This is a genomic window from Chloroflexota bacterium, from assembly GCA_026713825.1.
Taxonomy (GTDB): Bacteria; Chloroflexota; Dehalococcoidia; order Lucifugimonadales; family UBA1127; genus UBA1127.
The window spans coordinates 1-24,664 of the sequence record JAPONS010000039.1; the positions used below are offsets into that span (position 1 = coordinate 1).

Below are 24,664 nucleotides of genomic sequence, written 5' to 3' on the forward strand. Positions count from 1 at the left end.
CCCCGCCGCCCCGCCCTCCCCCGCTTGCCCCCCCCCGCCGCCCCCCCCCGCCGCGCCCCGAACCCGCCGGCGGTACCGAGCCCCGTCGCGGCAGGCTGCCTCAGCGCCCCCCCCACCCCCGACGGCAGCCGCCGCGTCCCGGCGATGATGTCGCCGATGAAGGACGCGCCGTGCGCGCGCAGGAACGCGAGCGCCTCACCCGCGCACCCGCTGGGCACAGCGGACGCGCTCGGCTCCGCGTCGCCGTCCGGCGGCGGGTCCAGCAGCCACGGCAGGTCGTCCCGCAGCCCCAGCGACACCGGCCCCGTGCGGGCCAACGCGGCCCGTCCGCCCGGCAGCTCCTGGTCGACGGGCCGCCGCGCGAACCGGCCCCAGACGGCCTCGCCGCCCAAGCACAGCCGGTCCAGCGCCGACGCGTCGTACGGCGACGTCCGTAGCGGAAGCAGCTCCGTCTCCCACACCTGCGCCGCCGCCTCGAACCCCTGCAGCTGCTCTAGGACCTGCAGCAGCCCGCCGTCGCCCGACACCCGCGTGCCCGCCGTCGCGTGCTGCCACCGGAACAGGAACTGGATGAACGTCGCGACGGGCACCGGCTCCACCTCCTGCCGCAGGCCCGCCACCGTGTCGCGGTTGATGCGCGCCAGGATGCGCCGGTTGCAGAACTCCTCCTCCGCCACGCCGGGCGTGAACCGCCCGCGCAGTACGACGCCCTCCGCCTCGATCTGCGCCAGCCCCCGCCGGACCATCGTCGCCGCCAACCCCAGCGTCGAGGCCAGCCAAGCCTCCGTGAACGGCCCCAGCGACTCCGTCCACCCGCGCAGCAGCGTCGCCAGCGCCTCGTCCTCGTCCGGCTGCTCTCCGAGGGGTGTCAGCGCGGGAGAGAGCGCCGCCTCCGGGTACAGCGCCTGCACGAGATGCAGCCGCTCCGCGCACGCCCACGCCGCCCCGCCGTCGCCGAGCGAGAACTCCGCCGCCCGGCGGTCCGCCACCAGCGCCTCGAACCACCCGCGCAGCTCCTCCCGCGACGCCACGCCCGCGCAGCGGGAGAGCTCGCCCAGCGGCAGCACGCTCAGCGTCAGCAGCGCGTCGTGCAGCTCCTCCGCGCCCCGCACCACCGGCCACGCCGACTGCTCGGCCCGCGCGATGGCATCGGGACTCAGCGCCCCCAGGTCCCGCGAGTCCTCCGGCAGCGCCCGCCGCAGCGTCACCGCCCGCGCCCGACGCTCCTCCAGCGGCGCGTCGTCCAGGAAGGCGTACGGCATGGCGTTCAGCACCTGGTGCGAGAACGCCGACGGCTGCGGCGTGTCCTTGGCGTACGTCTCGATGACCCCGGCCTCGATGTCCGCCAGCACGGCCTCCAGCCCCTCCACGTCCATCGCCTCCGTCAGGCAGTCGCGCACCGTCTCGAACACCAGCGGGTGGTCCGGCACCTCGACGTCTCCCGGCGGCGCGTTGTCTTGGCACGCCACCTGCGCCGGGAACACCGCCGCCCGCAGGTCGTCCGAGCGCATCCGCTGGATCGGCGCCGGCACCTTCCGCCCGCCCGTGTGCCGCAACAGCGCCAGCGCCCGCGACGCGTCCCACCGCCAGCGCGTGCCGAAGAGCGGCGCCTGCAGCACGGCCTGCGTCACCACCTCACGCGCGCGGCGCGCGGATACATACTTGAAGACGTCCTGCAGCGGGAACGACGTCCCCGGCCCCAGCGCCAGGCTGATGCCGTCGTCCGTGGCCGCCGCCTGCAGCTCGAAGTCAAAGGCGCGGCAGATCTGCTTGCGCAGCGCCATCCCCCACGCGCGGTTGATCCCCGCGCCGAAGGGCGCGTGCACCACCATCTGCATCCCGCCCGATTCATCGAAGAACCGCTCCACTACCACCCGCTGCTTGGTCGGCACCGTCCCCAGCACCCGCAGCCCCTCGGCGATGTACTCGACCGCCTGCTCCGCCGCGCCCTCCGGCACCCCGCTCGCCACGAGCCACTCCACGCCGCTTCTCTCTTCTTGCCGCGACTCCAGCTCCGCCCGCAGCATGGACACCTCGTCCGAGAGCTCTCCCGTGCGCCCCGGCGCCTCGCCGAGCCAGAACGGCAGCGTCGGGTTCGCTCCGTGCGCGTCCTCCACGCGCACGCGCCCGCTCTCCACGCGCCGTATCTTCCACGGCGTGTTCCCCAGCAGGAAAACGTCCCCCGCGACGCTCTCAATGGCGAAGTCCTCGTGCACCGTCCCGACGAACGTCCCCTCCGGCTCCGCGATCACGTCGTAGTCGGCGTTGTCCGGGATGGCACCGCCGCTCGTGACTGCCGCCAGCCGCGCGTTCCGCCGCGCCCGCAGCACGCCGTTCACGCCGTCCCGGTGCAGGTACGCCGTCGACCGGCCCTCCCGCGGCGCGACGCCCTCGCTCAGCATCGTCACCACCTGGTCGAACTTCTCCCGCGGCAGCTCCCGGTACGGGTACGCCGTGCGGCAGAAGTCGTACAGCGCGTCCTCCTCCCAGTCCTCCCCCGCGCACGCGGCCACGATCTGCTGGGACAGCACGTCCAGCGGCCACGGCGGGATCGCCAGCGTGTCCAGGTCCCCGCCCCTGACGCCCCGCAGCAGCGCGATGCACTCCAGCAGCTCGTCCCGCGTCAGTGGGAACAGCCGCCCCTTGGGCATCGCGCCAACCGAGTGCCCGGAGCGCCCCACGCGCTGCAGCAGCAGTCCGATCGACCGCGGCGACCCCACCTGGCACACCAGGTCCACCGCCCCCACGTCGATGCCAAGCTCCAGCGACGCCGTCGCCACGCACACCTTCGCCTCGCCGCTCTTCAGCCGCTCCTCCGACGCGTGCCGGATCTCCCGAGACATGCTCCCGTGGTGCGCGACCACCGCCTCGGCGCCCAACCGCAGCTCCAGTTGGTGCGCCACCCGCTCCACCAGCCGCCGCGTATTCATGAACACCAGCGTCGTCGTGTGCTCCCGCACCAGCTCGGCCACCCGGTCCAGCGTGCTCGCCCACTGCTCGTGCGTCGCGATGGGCCCCAGCTCCTCCGGCGGCAGCTCCAGCCCCATGTCCATCGCCCGCGCATGCCCCGTATCAATGATGATGCAGTCCGGCGCCCCAACCCCTTCTCCATTCCGGCGAAAGCCGGAATCCAGGGGCGGGGCCGCGCGCGCCGCGTCGCCCTGACCTTCCCAACCGTTCGGGCTGAGGGAAATCGAAGCCCCCGCCGTCCCCACCAAAAACCGCGCCACCTCCTTGATCGGCCGCTGCGTCGCCGACAGCCCGATGCGCGTCACCGGCCCGTCCGCCAGCCGGCACAGCCGCTCCACCGACAGGCTCAGGTGCGACCCCCGCTTGTCGTCCGCGATCGCGTGGATCTCGTCGAGGATGAGCGTCCGCACCCCCCGCAGCCCCCGCCGCCCGCTCTCCGACGTCAGCAGGATGAACAGCGACTCCGGCGTCGTGATGAGGACCTGCGGCGGGTTCTTCGCCATCAGCGTTCGCTCCCGCTGCGGCGTGTCCCCCGTCCGCACCGCGACGCGGATATCCGGCAGCGGCGTCCCCTCCGCCTCCGCCAGCGCCGCGATGCCCTCAAGCGGCACGGCGAGGTTGCGCTGCACGTCGTTCGACAGCGCCTTCAGCGGCGAGACGTACACCACCTCCGTCCGCTCCGGCAGCCCGCCGTCGAGCCCCGCGCGGACCAGTCGGTCGATGCACGTCAGGAACGCCGCCAGCGTCTTCCCCGACCCTGTCGGCGCCGCGATGAGCGTGTGCCGCCCCTCCGCAATCGCGCCCCACCCCTCAGCCTGCGCCCCCGTCGGCGAGTCGAACTGCGACGCAAACCACTCCCGCACCAGCGGGTGAAACCCCTCCAGCGCGGCAGTGTTGTCGCGAAAGTCAGTCATGGGTTGGAACCATCCTTCGGGAGTCCCGAACCAGCCTCACGAGGTATGGCTTGCATCATAGCACATTTGTTTGTATAGTCAATCGGTGGAACCGACAACTGTAACGACATGATAAGCCCCTAGGCTCCCAGCAAAAAGAGCCAAGGCACGCAACCTCGCATAGCATGAAGGGGGCCCAAAGTACATCAGGCAAGCTTTGCTAGTGGTTGGCGTGTCTACCCCGTGCGGGGTAGACACGGACGATTGGGAACCTAGGAGACCAATTGGGTTGTTCCTAATACTAGGACTGGAGACTTGGTGATGACTCCGCAAGATAGGGAAGGCTCGGAATCCAAGAACCAACGGCGAGTCTTACAGGGCTACCAACAGAAGGGCAAGCGCTTCATCCCACCATTGCGTCAACTTGGCCCTATGACAGAAAGCAATTGGATGAAAGATAGAGTTCCCGAGCTTATTTGGATCGCCTTGCTTAACCATGTTTTTGGGGTCGAAGAAGGGACTGCACTGGCATTGAGTATCGCCAAAGCTGCCGCTGAGTGTAATCAGAACGGCTCAAGAGCATACGCAGCGGCAAGTGACTACAGGGAACTGGATGAAGAGCAGAAGGTATGTATCCGGTCGACGCTGAGTGCAGGAGGCAAATTGGCTAGGGCGCATGAGGGGTTGGCGGCCTTAATCTACAACTACTCGGAGTTTCCTCTTGCCTTCCTTGCGCAGTCCGTGCAACCAAATGACGGCTTTAGGGGCTCTACTCTATCTGAACTGAAAGAAACCATATCCTCAATAGTTGATCGGGAAGGAACCCCCGGCATCTTCGCCCAAGCGACAGTCGTCTACATCTACATGGTTAATGGGAAGTGTACGGTAGCCCTAGGCACCGGGTTAGCGAACTTACCGGCCATTGAAGACTACCCAGCAACTGATGAATCATTGAGAGTAGCTGCTTCAATCAGGTCCGCAGTGACCTTTATGTTACGACCGCTAGAAAGTCGTGAGTGGCCAACTACATTCTGGACACAGGGCAGAACTCTTGAACCTTGCGAGGTTGATAACTGATGCCAAATTCCGAGCACCTCCAACCGGTCTGGGATCTTATTGGAACTTTCGTGCAGCACGTATTCGATCGTGTTCGGGCGCGTTGGGAGATATGGTCAGGTGGTTCTGAGGAGCAGTTTGTTTATGAAGTCATTGGTGGATTGCTAGCCAGGCAAGCGACGCTCGCTTCAGAATTTGCCCAAAACCCTGGGGTTTGGAATCCTCATTCGGCGCCACTCTTTTTCCGTTCGATGGTAGACAACTTGATTACGCTTGCATGGATTCTGAAGGAGCCAGAAGAACGTACGAAGCAATTCGTGCTTTACGGCTTGGGTCAGGAGAATCTGTTGCTCGAACACAGAAAGGCTAGTTTACAAGAGGAGGGGCAGGATCCCGATGAGGACACTACAGTCAAGGATTGGGAGCGACAGCTCAATAGTGAAAGGTATACCTTCCTAACAGAAGTCAATGTGGGCAGTTTGGGGCCTAGTTCAAGGGAAATGGCTGAGGAAACGGAACTTCTCGAATTGCATCGAATGGATTATGCACATTGGAGCGGCACTACGCACAACATGTGGCAACACATAGTCCGATTCAATTTGAGGCAATGTGAGAATCCCCTTCATGGATACCATAGAATCCCGCTATATCCGTACCCAATTCCGATGCCAGAATTATTGCTTCGCGCAGCGGAGTACTTTGACCAAAGCATTGACATCTTTGACAAAGCAACAAAGCTTGAGGTGGGTGACCTTAGCGCTAACGAAGTTCTTGAGCAGGAATTTGAAAGGATGCCGGCTCCTCCCTTTGTGCCTTCAGACGGTTCCGCCTAGGTTAGACTCTCGCCTCTGGAGAGGACAGCGCCCCCTACCCCACCTCGCCCCCACCCACGCCCCTCCGCTATACTAAACCTGCATCGCACCCAAAAGGAGCCGCCATGTACGCCACCGGACTCGCCGCGCCCCAGATCCTCGTCGACCGCGACCCCGAGGCCGCCCGCGCCGTCGAGCTCGAGCTCGCCCGCCAGCAGAACTCCCTTGTCCTCATCGCCTCCGAGAACCACGCCTCCCAGGCCGTCCTCGAGGCCTCCGCCTCCGTCATGACCAACAAGTACGCCGAGGGCTACCCCGGCCGTCGCTACTACGGCGGCTGCGAGTTCGTCGACATGGCTGAGTCCCTCGCCATCGAACGCGTCAACCGCCTCTTCGGCTCCGAGCACGCCAACGTCCAGGCCCACTCCGGCACCCAGGCCAACATCGCCGTCTACACCGCCCTCATGCAGCCCGGCGAGACCCTCATGGGCATGCGCCTTGACCACGGCGGCCACCTCTCCCACGGCAGTCCCGTCAACTTCACCGGCAAGTACTACAACATCGTCTCCTACGGCGTGGACCCCGACACCGAGCTCATAGACTACGAGCAGGTCGAGTCACTCGCCAAGGAGCACCGCCCCAAGTTTATCGTTGCCGGCTACAGCGCCTACGCCCGCACCGTCGACTGGGCCCGCTTCCGCGCCATCGCCGACGAGGTCGGCGCCATCCTCCTCGTCGACATGGCCCACATCGCCGGCCTCGTCGCGGGCGGCGTCCACCCGAACCCGGTCCCCCACGCGCAGATCGTAACCTCCACCACCCACAAGTCCCTGCGAGGCCCGCGCGGCGCCTTCATCCTCTCCACGCAGGAGCACGCCCGCGCCCTTGACCGCTCCGTCTTCCCCGTCAACCAGGGCGGGCCCTTCATGGCCGCAATCCTCGCCAAGGCCGTCTGCTTCGGAGAGGCCCTCCAGCCCGGCTTTGCCGTCTACGCCCAGCGCATCGTCGACAATGCTCAGTCCCTCGCCGCCACGCTCACCGGCGCCGGCCTCCGCATCGTCACCGGCGGCACCGACAACCACCTCTTCCTCGTCGACCTCCGCGCCGCCGGCCTCACCGGCCGCGAGGCCGAACAGGCCCTCAACGCCGTCGGCGTCATCGTCAACCGCAACACCATCCCGAACGACCCCCAGCCCGCGACGGTCGCCAGCGGCCTCCGCATCGGCACCCCCGCCCTCAGTACCCGCGGCATGGGCCCCGACGAGATGGCCACCATCGGCAAACTCATCGCCGAAGTCCTGACCCACCCCGCCGACGAGGCCGTCCAGCAAAGCGCCCGAGACCAGGTAGCGGACCTAACCAGCCGCTTCCCCGTCCCCGGCATAACAACAGACGCCGCCTGGCCCCTGGACTAGCCCCCACGCCTCGCATGCCCCGTACTCCGATACGAGAGCGGGAACCCAGTGGTGCGGGGCTGGGAGGTGTGTAGGGGCGCTTCGCGAAGCGCCCGTCCCGCCGCAGCGGGACTCCTACCCACCAGCAACCCGTGGCGCCAGCAAGCCCACACACCCCAATCTCCATCCCGGCGGAAGCCGGGATCCAGGGGCGGGGCCGCGGGGAGCGCCCACGATCCACCCACCACAAGAAAGGCACACCATTGCAACCAATCCCCAACCCGCCTAACCCACCCAAACTCGTCATCTTTGACTGCGACGGCGTCTTGGTCGACAGCCCGCGCCTGGTCAACCAAGCCATCCTGCGTGTCCTCGCCTCATATGGCCTCCAGTTAACGCTCGATGAGGTGCTGAAGAACCTCAAAGGCCTCCTGAACGCCGACATCAGGGACGTTGTGGCGTCTCGATGGGGAGTGGCTCTACCCGAAAACTTCACGGACGTCATGGAAGACGCTGAATGGGCTGCAATGGAGGAGGGTCTTCTCCCAGTCGAAGATGCAGAGACCGCCGTCCGCGCAGTCGTCGCGTCTGGAGTAGCCACCTGCGTCGCATCCAACGGCCCACTCAAGGACATTGAACACCGGCTCAGACTTACGGGCCTGTTCTCATTCTTTGAGGGTCGTCTGTTCAGTGCCTACACCGTGCCACGCGCCAAGCCCCATCCCGACGTCTTCCTCCACGCCGCCTCGACAATGGGCTACCCGCCCTCCGAATGCGCGGTCATTGAGGACAGCGACCCAGGCATCCAAGCCGCCCTCGCGGCCGGAATGCGAGTCCTCGCCTACGCCGCCACCTCCGACACCACCTTCGCAGACGCAGCAGGCGTCCAAACGTTTACCGACATGACCACGCTCCCAGCGTTGCTAGGCCTCTAACCCCCCCTCGCCACCCCCACCCGCTTCCCCGCGCACCCTACCAAAACTGAGACCCCGCCCCCTCCCCAACCCGGTTGACTGCCCCAACCCGCAGCTATAAACTCCCCATGTCATAACTGAGACTCACACGGAGGACACAGCATGCTCTCCAAGCAGGACAACGAGACCCTCTGCCGCGTCGGCCCCGGCACCACCATGGGCGAGTTCATGCGCGAGTATTGGATCCCCGCCCTCCAGTCCAGCGAGCTCCCAGGCCCCGACTCGGACCCCGTCCGCATCCGCCTGCTCGGCGAGAACCTCATCGCCTTCCGCGACACCTCCGGCACCGTCGGCCTCGTCGACAACTACTGCCCCCACCGTCGCGCCAGCCTCTTCTTCGGCCGCAATGAGGAGTCCGGCCTTCGATGCGTCTACCACGGCTGGAAGTTCGACGTCAGCGGCAACTGCGTCGACATGCCCTCGGAGCCCGCCGAGTCCAATTTCAAGGACAAGGTGAAGCTCACCGCCTACCCGTGCGCCGAGCGCAACGGCGTCATCTGGACCTACATGGGCCCCCGCACGGACCTCCCGCCCCTGCCGGACCTCGAGCCCAACATGCGCCCCGACCGCGAGTACACCATTACCACCGTCCTCCGCGAGTGCAACTGGATGCAGGCCCTCGAGGGTGACATCGACACCTCCCACCTCGGCTTCCTGCACCTCGGCAGCGCCGACCCCAACGCCCTCGTCCCCGGCACCGTCGACTACTACACCGTCAACGTCCGCCACCCGCGCTACAACGTGAAGGAGATGGACTACGGCGTCATGTACGCCGCCTACCGCCCCGCAGAGGAGGACTCCTACTACTGGCGCTTCGCCCAGTACCTGCTGCCCTTCTACACGATGATCCCCACCGGCCGCCTCGGACTCCAGGTACGCGTCCGCGCCTGGGTCCCCGTCGACGACGAGCATACGATGTTCTGGGCCCTCAGCGCTCCCACGCCCGGCGCGCCTGCCATCCGCCGCACCGACCGCAACGGCCGCGTTCTCGGCGGCAGCGCCGGCCAGATGGAGTACCAGCCCAACACCAACGACTGGCACGGCCGCTGGCGCCTCGCCGCCAACTCCTCCAACGACTACAAGATCGACCGCGAGGCCCAGAGCAAGAACGAGATCTTCACCGGCATCACCGGCATCCACCTCCAGGACCAGGCCGTGACCGAGAGCATGGGCGCCATCTCCGACCGCACCCGCGAGCGCCTCGGCACCAGCGACTCCATGATCATCAAGTCGCGCCGCCGCGCCATAAACGCCGCCCGCTCCTTGCAGGAGGGCGTCCCCGCGCCCGGCGTCGACAACCCCGAGGTCTATCAGGTCCGCTCCGGCGACGTCGTCATGAAGCGGGAAGTCGACTGGCTCGAAGGCACCGCTGAGCTCCGCAAGGCCTTCGTAGACCACCCGGAGCTCATCCCCGCCGCAACGTCCTAGCCAAATCGAGCAAGAAAGGGGCTCCCGTCCAGCGTCATGCACGGCTGAGCGGGAGCCCCTCTGCATAGCCCCGCACGACAGTCCCGGCGAGGCTTGGGACCCAAGGGCGGGGAAGCAGCATAACCCCTTCCCCCTCAGGGGGAAGGTTGGGATGGGGGAGTATCCCCGGCGCCACAACAAGGAGGAACACCCCCACCATCGTCATCCCCGCGAAGGCGGGGATCCAGGGGCGGGGGCAACCCCTTCCCCCTCAGGGGGAAGGTTGGGATGGGGGAGTCCCCCGGGCACAACAACAAGGAGGCACACCCCCACCTCCGTCATCCCCGCGAAGGCGGGGATCCAGAGGGGCGGGGAAAGGGGAAGTCACCCCAACCACAACAAGGAGGACAACCATGGCCGAAATAGACGACGTCAAGCGGGACGTCGCCATCGCCAACCGCATCCTGTCCCACGTCGGCCTCGCGACCGGCGTCCTCGTGTCCCTGGGACACGCCAGCTTCCGCGTCCCCGGGGACCCCGAACTCTTCGTCGTCAAGGGCCGCGGCTACGATATCGACGCCCTCCCCCTCCTGCAGCCCGACGACATGATCGTCTGTGACCTCGAGGGCCGGAAGGTCGGCGGCCCGCCCAACGCCACCCAGTGCTTTGAGGTCAAGATGCACTCCGCCGTCTTCAAGAACCACCCGGAGGTGCAGTCCGTTGTCCACTGCCACCCGCGATACGCGACGATGATGAGCGTCCTCCAGGCCCGCCTCGTCCCCATGTGCAACGAGGGCGCGCAGCTTGTCCGCAAGCCCCTCCCCGTCTACCCCCACAGTAAGCTCATCCTCACCGAGGAGGACGGACAGGGCGTCGCGACGGCCCTTGGCGACTCCCCCGCAGCCCTTCTCCGAGGCCACGGCGCGATCACCACCGGCCAGAATCTCGAACAGTCCGTCATGAACATGCTGCACCTCGAAGAGCAGGCGCGCATGAACTGGTACGCCTTCTGCGCCATGGGCCCCGACCATCCCGGCATCCCGGAAGCCGACCTCGTCGAGGCCCGCAACCAGCCCACCATCGCCGAACTCGACCACTTCGTCGGCGGCCCCGCCATCCGAGGCGGCGCGGGCGGCGGCGGCGCGTGGCGCTACTTCCCCCACCTCATCACCCAGGAGCTCGACGCAGGCCGCTGATTGATCGTTCGCCCTGAGCCTGTCGAAGGGTGAACGACCCACTTTCTTCATCCCGGCGAAGGCCGGGATCCAGGGGTTGGGAAGGGCCGTTCAACCTGAGGGAAACTCAAGGAAGAACCGAGACTCAATTGGGGGAGGGCAGCCTTGGCCCAGACCCGCCAGCCGCAGGACACCTCGGCCAGACCGAGAGCGGGCAACCGCTTCCGCCGGGCGACGGAAGCCCTGCGCTACCCGAACTTTCGCCTTGTCTGGACCACCTCCATCTTCTCCAGCGCCGCCCGCTGGATCCAGCAGGTCTCCCTCGGCTGGCTTGCCTATGACCTCACCGGCTCCGCCGCCCTCCTCGGCGTCCTCCTCTTCGTCTACCAGGCGCCCACAATCGTCCTTTCGCCGCTGGTCGGCGTCCTCGTCGACCGCGTCAACCGCCGAAACCTGCTCATCGTCAGCCAGCTCATCATGGCCGGCCTTGCGATACTCCTTGCGCTCGACATCCTCCTCGGCGCCGTGCAGGTCTGGCACCTCTACGTCTTCGCCGTCGCCAGCGGCGTCGAGAGCACCATCATCCATGTCGTCCGCCAGGCCCTCATCCCCTCCGCCGTCCCCCGCGAGAGCCTCCTGAACGCAATCTCCCTCAACTCCGCCGCCCTCACCAGCACCCGCATCGTCGGCCCCTTCCTCGCCGGCCTGCTCATCGTCGCCGTCGGCGTCGAGGGCAACTTCCTCATCCAGGCCGTCCTCCTCTCCTGCGTCGCCGTTGCCGCCTTTCCCCTGAAGCTCAGTCCGCTGGAATCGGTGGGAGACGGCGCCCGTCGCTCCATTCGAGGCGACATCGCCACGGCGCTCCGATTCATCTGGGGCATCACCCATCTCCGGGTCCAGTTCACCATTCAGTACCTCATGCTCTTTCTTGCGATGCCCTTCTCCAACTTCCTCCCCGTCTGGGCCGAGAACGTCCTCTCCCTCGACGCCGACGGCCTCGGCGTCCTCTACTCCGCTGCCGGTATCGGCGCCCTCATTGGCACGATCACCCTCGCCTCCGCCGGCAACGTCGGGCGAAAGGGCATCCTCATGGCCGTCGTCACCGTCGGCTTGGGCCTCGCCTACCTTGGCCTGGGTCTCTCCTCCCTGCTGGTGGTGTCCCTCGTGATGCTTGCCATCGTGGGCGCGGCCCAGTCCATGTTCTCCGCCATCAACATGACCCTCGTCCAGAGCCGAGTCCCGGACGAGCTCCAGGGCCGCGTCATGAGCATCTTCAACATCGGCCACGCCATGATCGCCGTCGGCTCCCTCACCATGGGCATCATCGTCGACGCCATCGGCATCCAGCCCATGACCATCGGCCTCGGCGCAATCGTCGCCGTCCTCGCCGTCGCCGCCCTCCCCGTCCTCCCATCCCTCCGCCGCGCCTAGCCGCGCGGTGACGCCCGCCGATGCATCGTGTACACTGCCTTAGCCCAGAAACCAGCGAGGTGTGTAGCTTTGGCCAGCGATCCTCAGTTGTTTCGAGTGAACCCCGATAGCCAAAAACCACTACCTCTAGAGGAGGTGGAGTTCGCCGCCTTAGGCTTTCGGGAGCGGCAAGACATCCAAGAATGGGTGGCCGCTAACCCCAACATCCTTGGTGACGACCTGTTGGTGATCGCCAAAGAGTTCAGCGGCTTTGACCGGACCAATGAGCGCTTGGATCTGCTAGCCGTGGACTACACGGGCGCCCTTGTGATCATCGAACTCAAGCGCGATGACAGTGGGGAGGACGTCCACTGGCAGGCCATCAAGTACGCCAGTTACCTGCGCTCTGCTTCAGAGGTGGATATTGTCCGAATGCTGGCCAACTACGCGGAGGTTTCCGAAGAAGAAGCGGCAGAGCAACTTCGGACCCACTTGGGTGCCGAAGAATTGACTGGGTTGAATCACGGCCAACGCATCATTCTTGCCAGCCATAGGTTCGCGCCCGAAGTAACTTCAGCAGCATTGTGGCTCAATGAGAGAGTATCAGAAGAAGACCTCATAACTTGCGTGACGCTGACACCGTTTCGCGATCCTGAGACTCAGGCACTTTACGTGCAAGCAAATCCCATTATCCCGGTACCCACAGCATCCCAGTTTCTTATCGGCGTGGGGAACGGTGTAGTAACTCAGTCCAGTGCCCGCACCAGCCTTAGCGAGAAGTTGAGCCGTCGGTTTAGACAGAATAGCAGTGATGACATTACCCGCTTTTGCTGGAAGGTAGCAGAACTCGTGCTCGAAAACCTGCCTCAAGAGGTTTGTCCCGACAAGAAAAGTAGGTGGGCCAATGGGTGGGAGCACCACAGATACTTTAATTTTTGGTATTCTCGTCCTCCTTGGAGCAATTACTATCTCTGCCACTCCTTCCACATGCAACCTAAAGAGGATTCCGGGCAGTACCTCGTGGCAGTAAGCTTCAATTCTGGCGGTGGCCTTGTGGAGCAAGCGGTGGTTCGGGCGGCCGAAAGCGCGGGGCTGTCTCTAGAGAGAGACGGCAACTCGCATGCGTTCACCATGGCAAAGCGAGAGAGCGCGCTTGACGACGGCTGCGCCGGCTGGGCAGCCGGTGAGCTACGTCGTGCCATCACCATCATCACGCCGGTTGTGGACGCGTTACCGGAAGAAGGTAACGAGGCAGAAGTCTAAATCTATCGCACACACCATAGGAGGAACACCATGAAGGGCGGCGCAGCCGTAGCAAACATCCTCAAGCAGGAGGGCGTCGAGTACATCTTCTGCTTCCCCAACAACCCCCTCATCGACGCCTGCGCAGCCGTGGGCATCCGTCCCATCATCACACGCATCGAGCGCACCGCCGTCAACATGGCCATGGGCTACGCCCGCACCAACGGCGGCAGCCCCATGGCCGTCTGCGTCTTCCAGGGCGGCCCCGGCATCGAGAACGCCTACGGCGGCGTCGCGCAGGCCTTCGCCGACTCCTCCCCAATCCTCATCCTCCCCGGCCAGGCGGGCGCCTCGCGGCAGAACCAGCCCTCCGTCTACGACTCCGTCCGCCACTACGAGGGCGTCACCAAGTGGTCGGCCATCATCAACTCCGCCGACCGCGTCCCCGAGATGCTGCGACGCGGCCTCTCCCAGCTCCGCACCGGCAGCCCGAAGCCCGTCCTCATGGAGGTCCCCGGCGACGTCGTCAACGGCGAGATGTCCGAGGAGGAGTTCGCCTACACGCCCGTCCAGCGCCGCCGCTCCGCCGGCGACCCCGGCGACATCCGCGAGGTCGCCTCGGCCCTCCTCGCCTCCGATCTCCCCGTCATCTACGCCGGCCAGGGCATCTTCCTCGCCGACGCCAGCGATGAGCTCCAGGAGCTAGCAGAGCTCATCAACGCCCCCGTCATGACCACCACCCTCGGCAAGAGCTGCTTCCCGGAGGACCACCCCCTCGCCCTCGGCGCGGGCGGCACCTCTGCCACCAGGATGGTCGGCCACTTCCTCGGCCGCTGCGACACCGTCTTCGGCATCGGCACCAGCTTCCAGAAGACCCTTGCCAGCTACACCGTCCCCCGCGGCAAGACCGTCATCCAGTCGACCTCGGACGCCGCCGACCTCGACAACGAGTACGCCATCAACCACGCCGTCGTCGGCGACGCCAAGCTCGTGCTGCGCGGCCTCATCGACGAGATCCGCAGCCGTGGCAGCGGCCGCGCCGGCAACGGCATCGCCGACGAGGTCCAGTCCGTCAAGTCCGCATGGCTCGACGAGTGGATGCCCCACCTGACCTCCGACGAGACCCCCATCAACCCCTACCGCGTCGTCTACGAGCTCCAGAACACCATCGACCGCGCCAACGCCATCGTCACCCACGACTCCGGCAACCCCCGCGACCAGATGGTGCCTTTCTTTGAGACCATCGCCCGCAAGAGCTACATGGGCTGGGGCAACTCCACGCAGCTCGGCACCGGCCTGGGCCTCGCCCTCGGCGCAAAGTGCGCCGCGCCGGAGAAGCTCGTCATCAACGTCATGGGCGACACCGCCGCCGGCACCGTCCTCCTCGACGTCGAGACCGCCGTCCGCGAGCGCCTGCCCATCCTGACCGTGATCCTCAACAACGGCGCCATGGGCGGCTACGAGCACAACATCCCCATCGCCGTCGAGCGCTACGGCAGCAAGTTCCTCTCCGGCGACTACACCGCCGTCGCCGCCGCCCTCGGCGCCTACGCGGAGCGCGTCACGGACCCGGGCGACGTCAGTGCCGCCATCACCCGCGCCACCGCCCGCATAGAAGCAGGCCAGACCGCCGTCTTGGAGTTCGTAACAAAGGAGTTCCCGGTGTTCTCCAGGGGGTAACGGGGTTGCAGCCGGGCGCTAGGTCAACGACCACAACCCGCTCTCCTTGTCGAGGGCGAGGATACCTTTGCGCTTCAGACTCAACTGCGCATGGCGAACGTCGCGCTTCCATGCTGTGCCATAAGGCTGGCCGTTGACAATGAGAGGCATGGAGTCATCGCAGAGATCGGGCAGGAGTGTCTGCACCTGTTCGTGAATTGCAGTTGTGGGCATCGGCCCCTTGGCCAAGATGAACTGAATAGCGTCGCCAAACACTGCGTACTTGGTCCGGTTACCCACTTGCGCGCCGACAAATACCGGATGGGCTTGCTGCATGGCTTTCGTCAGCTTGCGTCTGGCGGTGGGCAGTCCCTCTTTGACGGCCTTGGCCCTGATCTCCCGCAGTTCAACCTCCAAGCGGCCTATCTCACAAAGAACACTTGGCGGGACTTCGCTTCCCAAGGTGGCGAAAGAGAGTATGTCGTTCCTGATAGTTGGGACTAGGTCGTCGTCGTAGAGCATCACGCCATATTCGATGTTGTGGTCCAGTCCTGAGGACGTGAGGTTGCCGGACGTAACAATAGCGGCCTTGTCGTCAGCGACGAACACTTTGGCGTGCAGCGTGGGCAGAGCAATCACGCGTGCTTGCGGTGACGCTTTCGAGAGGTGCCGCAATGCGGCCACATCAAGAGCGGCGCTGCTGATGGCGTCCACATTGACGTTGGTGAGGGTCGTCACCCCAAGCGATGGACGCATTCGCTCGCACAACCACACAGCCTCCCGTTCTTTGATGTACGGGGATGCCACTAGCATCGAATGCTCGGCGGACGCGACCACTTCAGCGAGGTCTTCCCGCCACGCGCCGCTCAGGAGTTTGATCATTGGCAGAGCATACTGTATGACTCATGCGCAAAACAAATCAGCACAGCGAAAGGAGAGCAAAGGGCAGGTCAATGGGAAAGACCGACTGTTAAGCCCCCGATTGGGTTCGCCGCTAGACGATATAACGGTCATGTAGGTACTGCTCTACGTATTCCTCCAAAGTTGTTGTATTTTCATGGTCGCAAAGAATAATCTCACTGACCATGGCCGCGGAGCCAAGGCCGCTGTCCATCCGTACGCTGTCGCAGACATCGCATACCAATACCGCTTTCGCATGTCCGCCCGCGATAACAAGCTCCAACCGCATCGCAAAGTCCGTCCAAAGCATGACTATACTCGCCTCCTTTGCCTTTAGTGGCCCGGCATGGAGTTCATCCCCAGTGAGTTCCCAGTGTTCTCCCGCAGTTAGACCAACGCCGCTAGTCGATCAGCAGCACGTCAGCCGTCGTGCCCAGCGCCGCGGCGATGGCCTTCATCGCCGCCGTGGAGCCCGCCTTGCGGCCCCGCTCTATCTCGGAGAGATAGCTCACGGCGAGCCCCGTCTTGGCGGAGAGACCCTGCAGGGTGAGGCCCAGGTGGTTCCGGTAGGCAAGGATGGGACTCTTGCCGTTGATGATGGCGAGGGCGACCGCGTGGGGGATGCGGACATCGTCGTCAGCGTCGATAGCCGCCAGCGCGTCGCTCAGAAGTTTAATCATAGCGAGAGCATAGCGTACTGAACTTCAGCCTACAAACCCGCGTGAAATCCCCGCCCCGCCGTGGTAAAGTCTCCCTACTCCCAACCCGCCCACCATGAGACCGGAGGACAGGCATGTCCCCAATCCCCCTCATCACCCGCGCCGAGGGCTACGGTGACCGCACGGCCGTCATCGCCAGCGAGGGCGCGTTCACCTACGCGCAGCTCCTCGCCGACTCTGCCGCCGTCGCCGCGTGCCTCCTCGACGGCGCGTCCGACCTCGACGAGGCCCGCGTCGCCTTCCTGACGCCCGGCGGCTACCACTACGTCGCCACCCAGTGGGGCGTCTGGCGTGCCGGCGGCGTCACCGTCCCCCTCGCCACCTCGCACCCCAAGCCCGAGCTCGCCTACATGATCGAGGACTCCGGCGCGACCATCGTCATTGCCCATCCGCAGTTCGAGGACACCCTCCGCGAGCTCGCCGAGGAGCGCGGCCTCCGCTTCCTCCTGACGCCCGACATCCTCGAGACGCCCCCCACAGCCTCGCTGCCCGACGTCGACCCCAACCGCCGCGCGATGATCATCTACACCAGCGGCACCACCAACCGCCCCAAGGGCGTCGTGTCGCTGCACACCACCATCGAGGCCCAGATCACCAGCCTCGTCGAGGCATGGGGCTGGACGCAGGACGACCACATCCTGCACGTGCTGCCCCTCCACCACATTCACGGCATCGTCAACGTCCTCGGCTGCGCCCTTTGGTCCGGCGCCGTCTGCGACATGCTCCCCGCCTTCGACGCCAACGCCGTCTGGGAGCGCATCGAGCGCGGCGGCCTCACCCTCTTCATGGCCGTCCCGACCATCTACGCCCGCCTCGTGCAGGCGTGGAACGCCGCGCCCCCCGAGCGCCAGGCCGCGATGACCAAGGCCTGCACCCAGTTGCGCCTCATGGTCTCCGGCTCCGCCGCCCTGCCCGTGCAGACCCTTGAGGAGTGGGAGGACATCAGCGGCCACAGGCTGCTGGAGCGCTACGGCATGACGGAGATAGGCATGGCCCTCTCCAACCCCCTCAACGGCGAGCGCCGCCCCGGCTACGTCGGCACGCCGCTCCCCGGCGTCGACCTCCGCCTCGTCGACGAGGACGGTCACTCCGCGCCCGAGGGCTCCCCCGGCGAGATCCAGGTGCAGGGCCCCGCCGTCTTCTCCGAGTACTGGAACAAGCCCGAGGCCACCGCCTCCGAGTTCGTCGACGGCTGGTTCAAGACCGGCGACGTCGCCGTCCTCGAGGACGGCGCATACCGCATCCTCGGCCGCAGCAGCGTCGACATCATCAAGACCGGCGGCTTCAAGGTCTCCGCCCTCGAGGTCGAGGATGTCCTCCGCGAGCACCCTGACATCGCCGAGTGCGCCGTCGTCGCCATGGACGACCTCGAGTGGGGCGAGCGCGTCTGCGCCGCCCTCGTCCTCGCCCGCAACGGCGCCCTGACCCTGCAGCAGCTCCGAGACTGGTCCCGCGAGCGCCTCGCCCCCTACAAGATGCCCAGCCGCATGATTGAGCTGACCGAGCTCCCCCGCAACGCCATGGGCAAGGTGGTAAAACCGGACCTCTCCAAGCTCTTCGTAGAGGCCGAGCAACAAACCCAGCCCACAGCGGGCTAGCAAGAAGCCCCTTCCCCCTCAGGGGGAAGGTTGGAGCCTGCCCCGGCGGAGGCCGGGGATGGGGGAGTTCCCCACTCACCAGAAGCAACGGAGTCAAGTTCGCAGCAATGAGCGCAGACGAGAAGCAGGACGAGCCCGAACGCGAATGGTCGGAAGACGACCCGGCCATGCGCAAGCCCGTCCGCGCCCAGCGAAAGCGGCGCAAGATGAAGGTCGACGGCACGTCCGTCAAGAACATGCTCCGCATCATCGGAGAGCGCGCCCGCAGGGTGGGCGGCGGTGGCAAGGGCCAGTCGTAATCATTCAGTGACGCCAGAGGCGAAGCAGGGAGAGCGCAATGAAGTGGGCATCGGCAATTTCACAGGAGCGTGACCTCGAGACGGCGCTGGAGGAATGCGCAGCCTCCGTGACTGCCGAGCTCGGCCCCGACGAGCCCGCGTCGTTCGCTGTCGTCTTCGCCTCCGCCAACTATGAGGCCGCCGCCGAGGAGGTCCCCCGTATCCTCGCCGAGCGCTTCCCCGGCGCAATGGTCGTCGGCTGCTCCGGCGCTGGCGTCATCGGCGCCGCCCAGGAGATCGAGCAGCAGCGCGCCCTCGCCCTCACCGTCGGACACCTCCCCGGCGTCAACATCACGCCCTTCCGCGTCATCAACGACGAGCTTCCCTCCCCCGACGAGCCGCCCGATGCGTGGTCGAGGCTCCTCGGCGTCGAACAGTCGGACAACCCCCACTTCATCGTGCTCATGGACCCCTTCTCCATGGCGGGCGAGGGCATCCTCTCCGGCCTCGATTACGCCTTCCCCTCCGCCACCAAGGTCGGCGGCCTCGCCAGCGGCAGCGGCCTCCCCGGCGGCCACGCCCTCTTCCTCGGCGACACCGTCTACCACGACGGCGCCGTCGGCGTCGCCCTCTCCGGCGACATCGTCGTCGAGACCGTCGTCGCCCAGGGCTGCCGCCCCATCGGCGAGCTCAAGCGCATCACCGAGTCCCAGCGCAACCTGCTGATGGCCCTCGACGGCGAACGCCCCCTCGAATACCTCCGCGACCTCTTCCAGCGCCTTTCGCCCGAGGACCAGGCCCTCGTCGGCAACAACCTCTTCCTCGGCATCGCCATGGACCCTCAGCTCGAGCTCGACGACGTGAAGCCCGGCGACTTTCTCATCCGCAACCTCATCGGCGTCGACCACGCCAACGGCTTCATCGGCGTCGGCGAGTTCCTCCGCGAGGGCCAGCTCGCCCAGTTCCACATCCGCGACGCCTCCACCTCCGCAGAGGACCTCCGCCGTCAGCTATCGCGCTATATGGAGGGCACGGGGCAGGCCTCGCCCGTGGGCGCCCTCATGTTCCAGTGCAACGGCCGCGGCCAGTACCTCTACGGCCGCCAGAACCACGACTCCGACCTCTTCACGGACATGGTCGGCTCCATCCCCCTCGGCGGCTTCTTCTGCAACGGAGAGATCGGCCAGGTCAGCGGCACCACCTACCTGCACGGCTACACCAGCTCCTTCGCCCTCTTCCGCGCCCCCTAGCCCCGCGCGTCTTCCCCTTCCCCCTCAGGGGGAAGGGCGGGATGGGGGAGCCGCCCCCGCCGTCGTTGCCCGCGCGCCTCTGTCGTCATTCCTGCGCCCCCCTCTCGTCATTCCTGCGAAGGCAGGAATCCAGAGGGGCGGTGTGGCCGGGCGCGCCCGCAATCAGCCCGATTCACAACCCGCTCCCCTAAAACCGTTCGCCCTGAGCCTGTCGAAGGGCGCACCCCCATGTGGACGCCCACCTCGCCGCAACCCATAATTGAAGTAGCGGCGAGCACCCTCCCGCCGCCTACTCCACCTCAGGGGGCGGCCGTGGCCTACAAGGACATCAGCAGCTATGGGGCCATCGGCAACATGCACTCCGCCGCCCTCGTCGGCCTCGATGGCTCCATCGACTGGTGCTGCATGCCCCGCATCGACTCCCCCAGCGTCTTCGCCGCCATCCTCGACGAGGAGCGTGGCGGCAGCTTTCGCATCGCCCCCATCGGCCCCTATGAGTCCTCCCAGCGCTACCTGCCCGAGACCAACATCCTGGAGACCACCTTCGTCACCCCCACCGGCACGGTCACGCTGACCGACTTCATGCCCCTCAGCCCCGTCCGCGGCGTCGACGTCCTCCCACAGGACATCCACCGCATCGTCGAGTGCACCGAGGGCGAGGTCCCCATGCAGGTCCTCTTCCGCCCCCGCTTCGACTACGCCCGAGCATTTACCCACCTGCACCTCATGCCCCACGGCGTCCAGGCCACCGGCGGCCCGCACGAGATGGCCCTCTCCGTCAACGTCCCCATCACCGTCAACGCCGGCGCCGCCGAGAGCCGCTTCACCGCGACGCCCAGCCGTCCCGCCGTCTTCGTCGTCTCCTACGGCCGCGACGAGCCCATGATCGTCGGCCCCGGCCGCAGCCATCAGCGCCTTGAGACCACTGCGAGGGGATGGCATCACATGGTCGAGGAGCTCCACTACGACGGCCTCTGGCGCGACGAGGTCGTCCGCTCCTTCCTCGCCCTGCACCTGCTCATCTACGCCCCTACCGGCGCCATCGCCGCCGCCCTCACCACGTCGCTCCCCGAGCACATCGGCGGCGTGCGCAACTGGGACTACCGCTTCTGCTGGCTCCGGGACTCCGCCTTCACCCTCGGCGTCCTCTACCGCCTCGGCGACCTGCACGACGCCCTCCACTTCCTCAACTGGCTCCTGGGCAAATGCTCCCTGTTCCGCGACCGCGACGTCCTGCAGGTGCTCTTCGGCCTCAAGGACGATTCCGGCACGGACGAGGAGACGCTGGAGCACCTGGAGGGCTACCGGCAGTCCCAGCCCGTGCGCATCGGCAACGGCGCCGTCTACCAGCTCCAGATGGACATCTTTGGCGAGGTGCTGCTCAGCATCAACACCTACCGCCGCTACGGTGGGTACATCTCGCACGAGATCTGGTCCATCGTCCACGACTTCGCCGAGGTCGTCTGCCGCCGCTGGCGCGAGCCCGACAAGAGCATCTGGGAGGTCCGCGGCCGCGACCGCCACTTCACCTACTCCAAGGCCATGTGCTGGGCCGCCCTCGACAACGCCATCGCCATCGGCGAGAACACCGGCTGCGAAGGCGACTTCGCCCGCTGGCGCGCCGAGGCCGACGCCATCAAGGAGGACGTCCTCGCCCACGGCTGGAACGAGGACAAGCAGGCCTTCGTCCAGAGCTACGACAGCGACGCCCTCGACGCCAGCAGCCTCATCCTCCCCTGGACCAACATGCTCCCGCCCGACGACCCCCGCATCCTCAGCACCATCGAGGCCACGGTGGCCGAGCTCGGCCACGGCCCATTCGTCAATCGCTACAAGGTCGACGAGGCCGACGACGGCCTGCCCGGCGAAGAGGGCGCACTCACCATGCTCTCCTTCTGGCTCATCGGCTCCCTCATCGGCTGCGGCCGCATCCAGCAGGCCAGGGACCTCTTCGAGGAGATGCTCGGCTACGCCAACCACCTCGGCCTCTACTCGGAGATGATCGACCCGCACACCAAGGAAGCCCTCGGCAACTTCCCCCAAGCCTTCAGCCACATAGGCCTCATCCACACCGCCCGCAACCTCTCCGCCGCCCTGCGGGAGACCCCTGCGACATCGTAGGGGCGATTCGCGAATCGCCCGCTCCCCTCGTTTTACCGGAGAATTACCGGCGAAAGCCGGTATCCAGAAGCTCCGCCCCCGACACTCCCAGCGTGGCAGGCGCCTCCCTCCCGTCGTTCCTGCGAAGGCAGGAACCCCGACAAACCGCTTGCACCTCGCCCCTTCCACACCGCCCGTGTATCCTGTCCCCAAACCACGCACCGAAGGAGAACCATGCCGGACGAGGACGCAGTCGTCGAGGCCAACCGCGCCTTCTACCGCGCCATCGAGTCCCTGGACAACGAGACGATGGAGGCCGTCTGGGACCCCGACCCGTCGGTCACCTGCGTCCACCCCGGCTGGCCCCTCATGTCCGGCCGCGACAGCGTCCTGCAGAGCTGGTACACCATCTTCGACAACACCATGGTCATGCAGTTCACCGTCACCGAGTCCTCCGTCCTCGTCTCCGGCGACCTCGCTTGGGTCATCTGCACCGAGTCCCTCCGCTCCGTCGTAGCCGGCCGCGTCAATGAAGCCACCGTCGAGGCCACCAACGTCTTCCGCAACCGCAACGGCCAATGGCTGATTGTCCACCACCACGGCTCCCCCGTGGTGTAGGTGTTGGGGTTAACCTTTGACGGCATTTGTGGCAAAGTGATATTGTGACAGGCCGATCAATTGAACTCAGGCCCTACCACGATACAGAAGGTCGTTCTCCGTTTGAGCGTTGGTACGATGATCTTGACCGAGTGGCTGCGGTGAGAATTGGTAGCGCCCTGGAGAGATTGGCGGAAGGGAACACCTCAAATGTCCGGTCAGTAGGGCAAGGAGTCTCTGAGTACCGTATCCATTTTGGGCCTGGGTATAGAATTTACTTTGCAGTGGACAGCCCTCGGTTGATCATTCTTTTGGGTGGCGGAACGAAGCAAAGGCAGCGGCGGGACATCCAGACCGCCCAACAGCATTGGCAAGACTACAGGCGTGAAAAGCGCGTGGAGGATTAGGCGATGCCCCTCGGTAGGCCCTTTCGTGAAATAGTCCAAGAGCGCGCCCGTCGTGACCCCCTCTTTCGTAAAGAGCTCCTGAAGGAGGCGGCTGAGTGTTTCGTGAATGGCGAACTCAGTATCTGTAGGAGCATTCTGAATGATTGCGTGATTGCCTCTGTCGGAATTCGCGGTCTTGCAGAGATGACGGGTCGCTCCCCCAGGAGCCTCATGCGCACGTTCAGCAGGACCGGCAACCCCCAGGCCCGTAACCTCTTTGAGATCCTCCAGCGCCTCCGGGAGCACGAGGACGTCCGCTTTGAGGTCACTGCCTTGGAGGGCGCTGAGGAACCGCAGGAGGAGGACGAGGAGCAAGAAGGCGCGGATACCCTCCAGCCGGCCTCCGCCGTCCGCTAGCCCCCTACCCCTCCTTCGCCGTCATCAGCCAGCCCTGCGCCGACGCGGCCGGGCCCAGCCACGACGCGATCTGCTCCTGTCGGCCTTCGCCCAGCTCCACGCCCAGCCCGTTCGCCAGCCGCGACATGAAGTTGAAGTTGCACGTGATCAGCACGACGGACAGGATCTCCTCGTCCGTCAGCCCCAGCGCGCGCAGCGCGTTCACGTCCGCCTTCTTCATCGCCCACGGCTCGCGCGTCAGCTTCACCGCGAAGTCCAGCATCCCCCGCGTCTGTGCGTCCAGGTCCGCCTGCCTGTAATCGTGCATGATGTGGCTCGCAAGCTCCGGGTCGTCCGAGTGCTGACGGAGGAACCCTCCGTGCGACATCGTTCAGTACCGGCATTCCAGCGCCGCAGCCGTCGCCGTCGCGATGGCCTCTTCCTGCACCCGCGTCAGGCAGGATGCGCCAAAGGTGATCGCCATGTTGTTGGCGCCCACGGCCTCCTGCGCCTTTGGGTTGATCGACAACACTTCCATGATGGGCGGCTTGCCGCTTCTCTCCTCTCGAATCCAGGACATCGTCACCCTCCTCCAGCGTTCCGCTCATGGTACACCAACCGTCCCCCCGGAACCGCTCCGCGACGCCTGTAGTCGACATAAGCTGAACCAATTGGGCCCAAATACCCAAATTAGCTACAGATTCCCCTCCATCAAGGCCAAAAAGCTGTTGACAAACCCATAGCTAGACGATATTGTCGCAGCTACTCCCTAACGTTAGAAGGAGGGTCAACTATGGAAGCCTACTGCTTCAAGTGCCGAACGAAGCGAGAGATCTCCGGCGCAACGGCTGTCACCCTGAAGAACGGCCGACCCGCGACGCAGGGCACCTGCGGCACCTGTGGGACCAAGCTCTTCCGCATCGGCAAGAGCTAGTTCGCGTCCCATGGAGCCTGAAAGGGCTCCATTGATTAACAGGTGGGTTCCCGGTAGGTTGCGTTTACGCAGCCATGGGAGGGTGTTGCAACCGAGAGAGATGGGTCGCTGACTGGCGGCCCATCTTTTCTTTGCTGCGCGCTGTCCCCCCGTGGTGTATCCTTGTCCCCACATTTGGCGGAGGTCGCTCATGCTCAACGCTGAAGACAACGCCCTGCTCACCCGCGTGGGCCCCAACACCCCCATGGGCGAGTACCTGCGCCGCTACTGGGTCCCCGCCCTCCTCTCCGAGGAGGTCCCCACCCCTGACTGTCCCCCGGTCCGCGTGCGCATCCTCGCCGAGAGCCTCATCGCCTTCCGCGACACCGACGGCCGCGTCGGCCTCGTCGACAACTACTGCCCCCACCGGCGCGCCAGCCTCTTCTTCGGCCGCAACGAGGAGTCCGGCCTGCGATGCGTCTACCACGGCTGGAAGTTCGACCACACCGGTGCCTGCGTCGACATGCCGTCCGAG

The 24,664-nt window shown here is 65.7% G+C and carries 24 protein-coding genes; 18 read left to right on the forward strand and 6 right to left on the reverse strand.

Annotation, left to right across the window (positions count from 1 at the left end; genetic code table 11):
• Nucleotides 1-3,884: DEAD/DEAH box helicase (locus OXC99_04345; protein ID MCY4624219.1), on the reverse strand; the 3,884-nt coding region annotated here is incomplete at its 3' end.
• 411 nt (nucleotides 3,885-4,295) lie between these two features.
• On the opposite strand from OXC99_04345, the gene OXC99_04350 reads away from it, so the two are divergent.
• The 9 genes from OXC99_04350 (at nucleotide 4,296) to OXC99_04390 (ending at nucleotide 15,013) form a co-directional block, all read left to right on the forward strand.
• The gene (locus tag OXC99_04350; GenBank protein ID MCY4624220.1) at nucleotides 4,296-4,940 is read left to right on the forward strand and encodes a hypothetical protein; all 645 of its coding nucleotides are present in this window, start codon (nucleotides 4,296-4,298) and stop codon (nucleotides 4,938-4,940) included.
• Nucleotides 4,941-4,990: 50 nt separating this feature from the next.
• The gene (locus OXC99_04355; protein ID MCY4624221.1) at nucleotides 4,991-5,752 is read left to right on the forward strand and encodes a DUF5677 domain-containing protein; all 762 of its coding nucleotides are present in this window, start codon (nucleotides 4,991-4,993) and stop codon (nucleotides 5,750-5,752) included.
• Between the two features lie 104 nt (nucleotides 5,753-5,856).
• Nucleotides 5,857-7,146, forward strand: a complete 1,290-nt coding sequence (locus tag OXC99_04360; protein MCY4624222.1) for a serine hydroxymethyltransferase — start codon at nucleotides 5,857-5,859, stop codon at nucleotides 7,144-7,146.
• 242 nt (nucleotides 7,147-7,388) lie between these two features.
• Entirely contained in the window at nucleotides 7,389-8,060 is a 672-nt protein-coding gene (locus OXC99_04365) for an HAD family phosphatase (GenBank protein MCY4624223.1), read from the forward strand.
• Nucleotides 8,061-8,201: 141 nt separating this feature from the next.
• A complete protein-coding gene (locus OXC99_04370; protein ID MCY4624224.1) occupies nucleotides 8,202-9,527 on the forward strand; it encodes a Rieske 2Fe-2S domain-containing protein in 1,326 nt (441 codons plus the stop codon).
• 392 nt (nucleotides 9,528-9,919) lie between these two features.
• Nucleotides 9,920-10,702: a class II aldolase/adducin family protein gene (locus OXC99_04375; protein MCY4624225.1), complete on the forward strand. Its 783-nt coding sequence runs from the start codon at nucleotides 9,920-9,922 to the stop codon at nucleotides 10,700-10,702.
• Nucleotides 10,703-10,846: 144 nt separating this feature from the next.
• Nucleotides 10,847-12,112, forward strand: coding sequence for an MFS transporter (locus OXC99_04380; GenBank protein ID MCY4624226.1), 1,266 nt, complete (start codon nucleotides 10,847-10,849; stop codon nucleotides 12,110-12,112).
• Between the two features lie 69 nt (nucleotides 12,113-12,181).
• Nucleotides 12,182-13,354, forward strand: coding sequence for an endonuclease NucS (locus tag OXC99_04385; protein MCY4624227.1), 1,173 nt, complete (start codon nucleotides 12,182-12,184; stop codon nucleotides 13,352-13,354).
• A gap of 30 nt (nucleotides 13,355-13,384) precedes the next feature.
• On the forward strand, nucleotides 13,385-15,013 hold the full coding sequence (locus OXC99_04390; GenBank protein ID MCY4624228.1) for a thiamine pyrophosphate-requiring protein: 1,629 nt from the start codon (nucleotides 13,385-13,387) through the stop codon (nucleotides 15,011-15,013).
• 18 nt (nucleotides 15,014-15,031) lie between these two features.
• On the opposite strand, the gene OXC99_04395 is transcribed toward OXC99_04390, so the two are convergent.
• The 3 genes from OXC99_04395 to OXC99_04405 all read right to left on the reverse strand — a co-directional run bounded on the left by OXC99_04395 (nucleotide 15,032) and on the right by OXC99_04405 (nucleotide 16,572).
• Nucleotides 15,032-15,874, reverse strand: coding sequence for a phospholipase D-like domain-containing protein (locus OXC99_04395; GenBank protein MCY4624229.1), 843 nt, complete (start codon nucleotides 15,872-15,874; stop codon nucleotides 15,032-15,034).
• 112 nt (nucleotides 15,875-15,986) lie between these two features.
• Nucleotides 15,987-16,202, reverse strand: a complete 216-nt coding sequence (locus OXC99_04400; GenBank protein MCY4624230.1) for a hypothetical protein — start codon at nucleotides 16,200-16,202, stop codon at nucleotides 15,987-15,989.
• A 91-nt stretch (nucleotides 16,203-16,293) separates the two neighbouring features.
• Entirely contained in the window at nucleotides 16,294-16,572 is a 279-nt protein-coding gene (locus OXC99_04405) for a helix-turn-helix transcriptional regulator (protein MCY4624231.1), read from the reverse strand.
• Between the two features lie 113 nt (nucleotides 16,573-16,685).
• On the opposite strand from OXC99_04405, the gene OXC99_04410 reads away from it, so the two are divergent.
• The 7 genes from OXC99_04410 (at nucleotide 16,686) to OXC99_04440 (ending at nucleotide 23,237) form a co-directional block, all read left to right on the forward strand.
• Nucleotides 16,686-18,209, forward strand: coding sequence for an acyl-CoA synthetase (locus tag OXC99_04410; GenBank protein ID MCY4624232.1), 1,524 nt, complete (start codon nucleotides 16,686-16,688; stop codon nucleotides 18,207-18,209).
• Between the two features lie 107 nt (nucleotides 18,210-18,316).
• The gene (locus OXC99_04415) at nucleotides 18,317-18,508 is read left to right on the forward strand and encodes a hypothetical protein (GenBank protein MCY4624233.1); all 192 of its coding nucleotides are present in this window, start codon (nucleotides 18,317-18,319) and stop codon (nucleotides 18,506-18,508) included.
• 38 nt (nucleotides 18,509-18,546) lie between these two features.
• Nucleotides 18,547-19,737, forward strand: coding sequence for an FIST C-terminal domain-containing protein (locus tag OXC99_04420; protein MCY4624234.1), 1,191 nt, complete (start codon nucleotides 18,547-18,549; stop codon nucleotides 19,735-19,737).
• 312 nt (nucleotides 19,738-20,049) lie between these two features.
• Nucleotides 20,050-21,858 (forward strand): glycoside hydrolase family 15 protein, encoded by a 1,809-nt coding sequence (locus OXC99_04425; protein MCY4624235.1) that lies wholly within the window; start codon nucleotides 20,050-20,052, stop codon nucleotides 21,856-21,858.
• A gap of 213 nt (nucleotides 21,859-22,071) precedes the next feature.
• Nucleotides 22,072-22,455, forward strand: a complete 384-nt coding sequence (locus OXC99_04430; GenBank protein MCY4624236.1) for a nuclear transport factor 2 family protein — start codon at nucleotides 22,072-22,074, stop codon at nucleotides 22,453-22,455.
• A gap of 59 nt (nucleotides 22,456-22,514) precedes the next feature.
• Nucleotides 22,515-22,841, forward strand: coding sequence for a type II toxin-antitoxin system RelE/ParE family toxin (locus OXC99_04435; GenBank protein ID MCY4624237.1), 327 nt, complete (start codon nucleotides 22,515-22,517; stop codon nucleotides 22,839-22,841).
• 210 nt (nucleotides 22,842-23,051) lie between these two features.
• On the forward strand, nucleotides 23,052-23,237 hold the full coding sequence (locus tag OXC99_04440) for a hypothetical protein (GenBank protein ID MCY4624238.1): 186 nt from the start codon (nucleotides 23,052-23,054) through the stop codon (nucleotides 23,235-23,237).
• A 4-nt stretch (nucleotides 23,238-23,241) separates the two neighbouring features.
• On the opposite strand, the gene OXC99_04445 is transcribed toward OXC99_04440, so the two are convergent.
• Both OXC99_04445 and OXC99_04450 read right to left on the reverse strand, forming a co-directional pair.
• Nucleotides 23,242-23,604 (reverse strand): hypothetical protein, encoded by a 363-nt coding sequence (locus OXC99_04445; GenBank protein ID MCY4624239.1) that lies wholly within the window; start codon nucleotides 23,602-23,604, stop codon nucleotides 23,242-23,244.
• Nucleotides 23,605-23,607: 3 nt separating this feature from the next.
• Nucleotides 23,608-23,796, reverse strand: a complete 189-nt coding sequence (locus tag OXC99_04450; protein ID MCY4624240.1) for a hypothetical protein — start codon at nucleotides 23,794-23,796, stop codon at nucleotides 23,608-23,610.
• A gap of 213 nt (nucleotides 23,797-24,009) precedes the next feature.
• On the opposite strand from OXC99_04450, the gene OXC99_04455 reads away from it, so the two are divergent.
• Nucleotides 24,010-24,150, forward strand: coding sequence for a DUF5679 domain-containing protein (locus tag OXC99_04455; GenBank protein MCY4624241.1), 141 nt, complete (start codon nucleotides 24,010-24,012; stop codon nucleotides 24,148-24,150).
• Between the two features lie 190 nt (nucleotides 24,151-24,340).
• Nucleotides 24,341-24,664 (forward strand): Rieske 2Fe-2S domain-containing protein (locus OXC99_04460; protein MCY4624242.1); only part of this gene is annotated, 324 nt, incomplete at its 3' end.

Coding starts and splice junctions, on each gene's coding strand:
- OXC99_04350 (MCY4624220.1), top strand. CDS start 4,296: ATGACAGAAAGCAATTGGATGAAAGATAGAGTTCCCGAGCTTATTTGG.
- OXC99_04445 (MCY4624239.1), bottom strand. CDS start 23,604: ATGTCGCACGGAGGGTTCCTCCGTCAGCACTCGGACGACCCGGAGCTT.
- OXC99_04430 (MCY4624236.1), top strand. CDS start 22,072: ATGCCGGACGAGGACGCAGTCGTCGAGGCCAACCGCGCCTTCTACCGC.
- OXC99_04405 (MCY4624231.1), bottom strand. CDS start 16,572: ATGATTAAACTTCTGAGCGACGCGCTGGCGGCTATCGACGCTGACGAC.
- OXC99_04450 (MCY4624240.1), bottom strand. CDS start 23,796: ATGTCCTGGATTCGAGAGGAGAGAAGCGGCAAGCCGCCCATCATGGAA.
- OXC99_04360 (MCY4624222.1), top strand. CDS start 5,857: ATGTACGCCACCGGACTCGCCGCGCCCCAGATCCTCGTCGACCGCGAC.
- OXC99_04375 (MCY4624225.1), top strand. CDS start 9,920: ATGGCCGAAATAGACGACGTCAAGCGGGACGTCGCCATCGCCAACCGC.
- OXC99_04390 (MCY4624228.1), top strand. CDS start 13,385: ATGAAGGGCGGCGCAGCCGTAGCAAACATCCTCAAGCAGGAGGGCGTC.
- OXC99_04395 (MCY4624229.1), bottom strand. CDS start 15,874: ATGATCAAACTCCTGAGCGGCGCGTGGCGGGAAGACCTCGCTGAAGTG.
- OXC99_04370 (MCY4624224.1), top strand. CDS start 8,202: ATGCTCTCCAAGCAGGACAACGAGACCCTCTGCCGCGTCGGCCCCGGC.
- OXC99_04420 (MCY4624234.1), top strand. CDS start 18,547: ATGAAGTGGGCATCGGCAATTTCACAGGAGCGTGACCTCGAGACGGCG.
- OXC99_04440 (MCY4624238.1), top strand. CDS start 23,052: ATGCGCACGTTCAGCAGGACCGGCAACCCCCAGGCCCGTAACCTCTTT.
- OXC99_04415 (MCY4624233.1), top strand. CDS start 18,317: ATGAGCGCAGACGAGAAGCAGGACGAGCCCGAACGCGAATGGTCGGAA.
- OXC99_04410 (MCY4624232.1), top strand. CDS start 16,686: ATGTCCCCAATCCCCCTCATCACCCGCGCCGAGGGCTACGGTGACCGC.
- OXC99_04400 (MCY4624230.1), bottom strand. CDS start 16,202: ATGCTTTGGACGGACTTTGCGATGCGGTTGGAGCTTGTTATCGCGGGC.
- OXC99_04455 (MCY4624241.1), top strand. CDS start 24,010: ATGGAAGCCTACTGCTTCAAGTGCCGAACGAAGCGAGAGATCTCCGGC.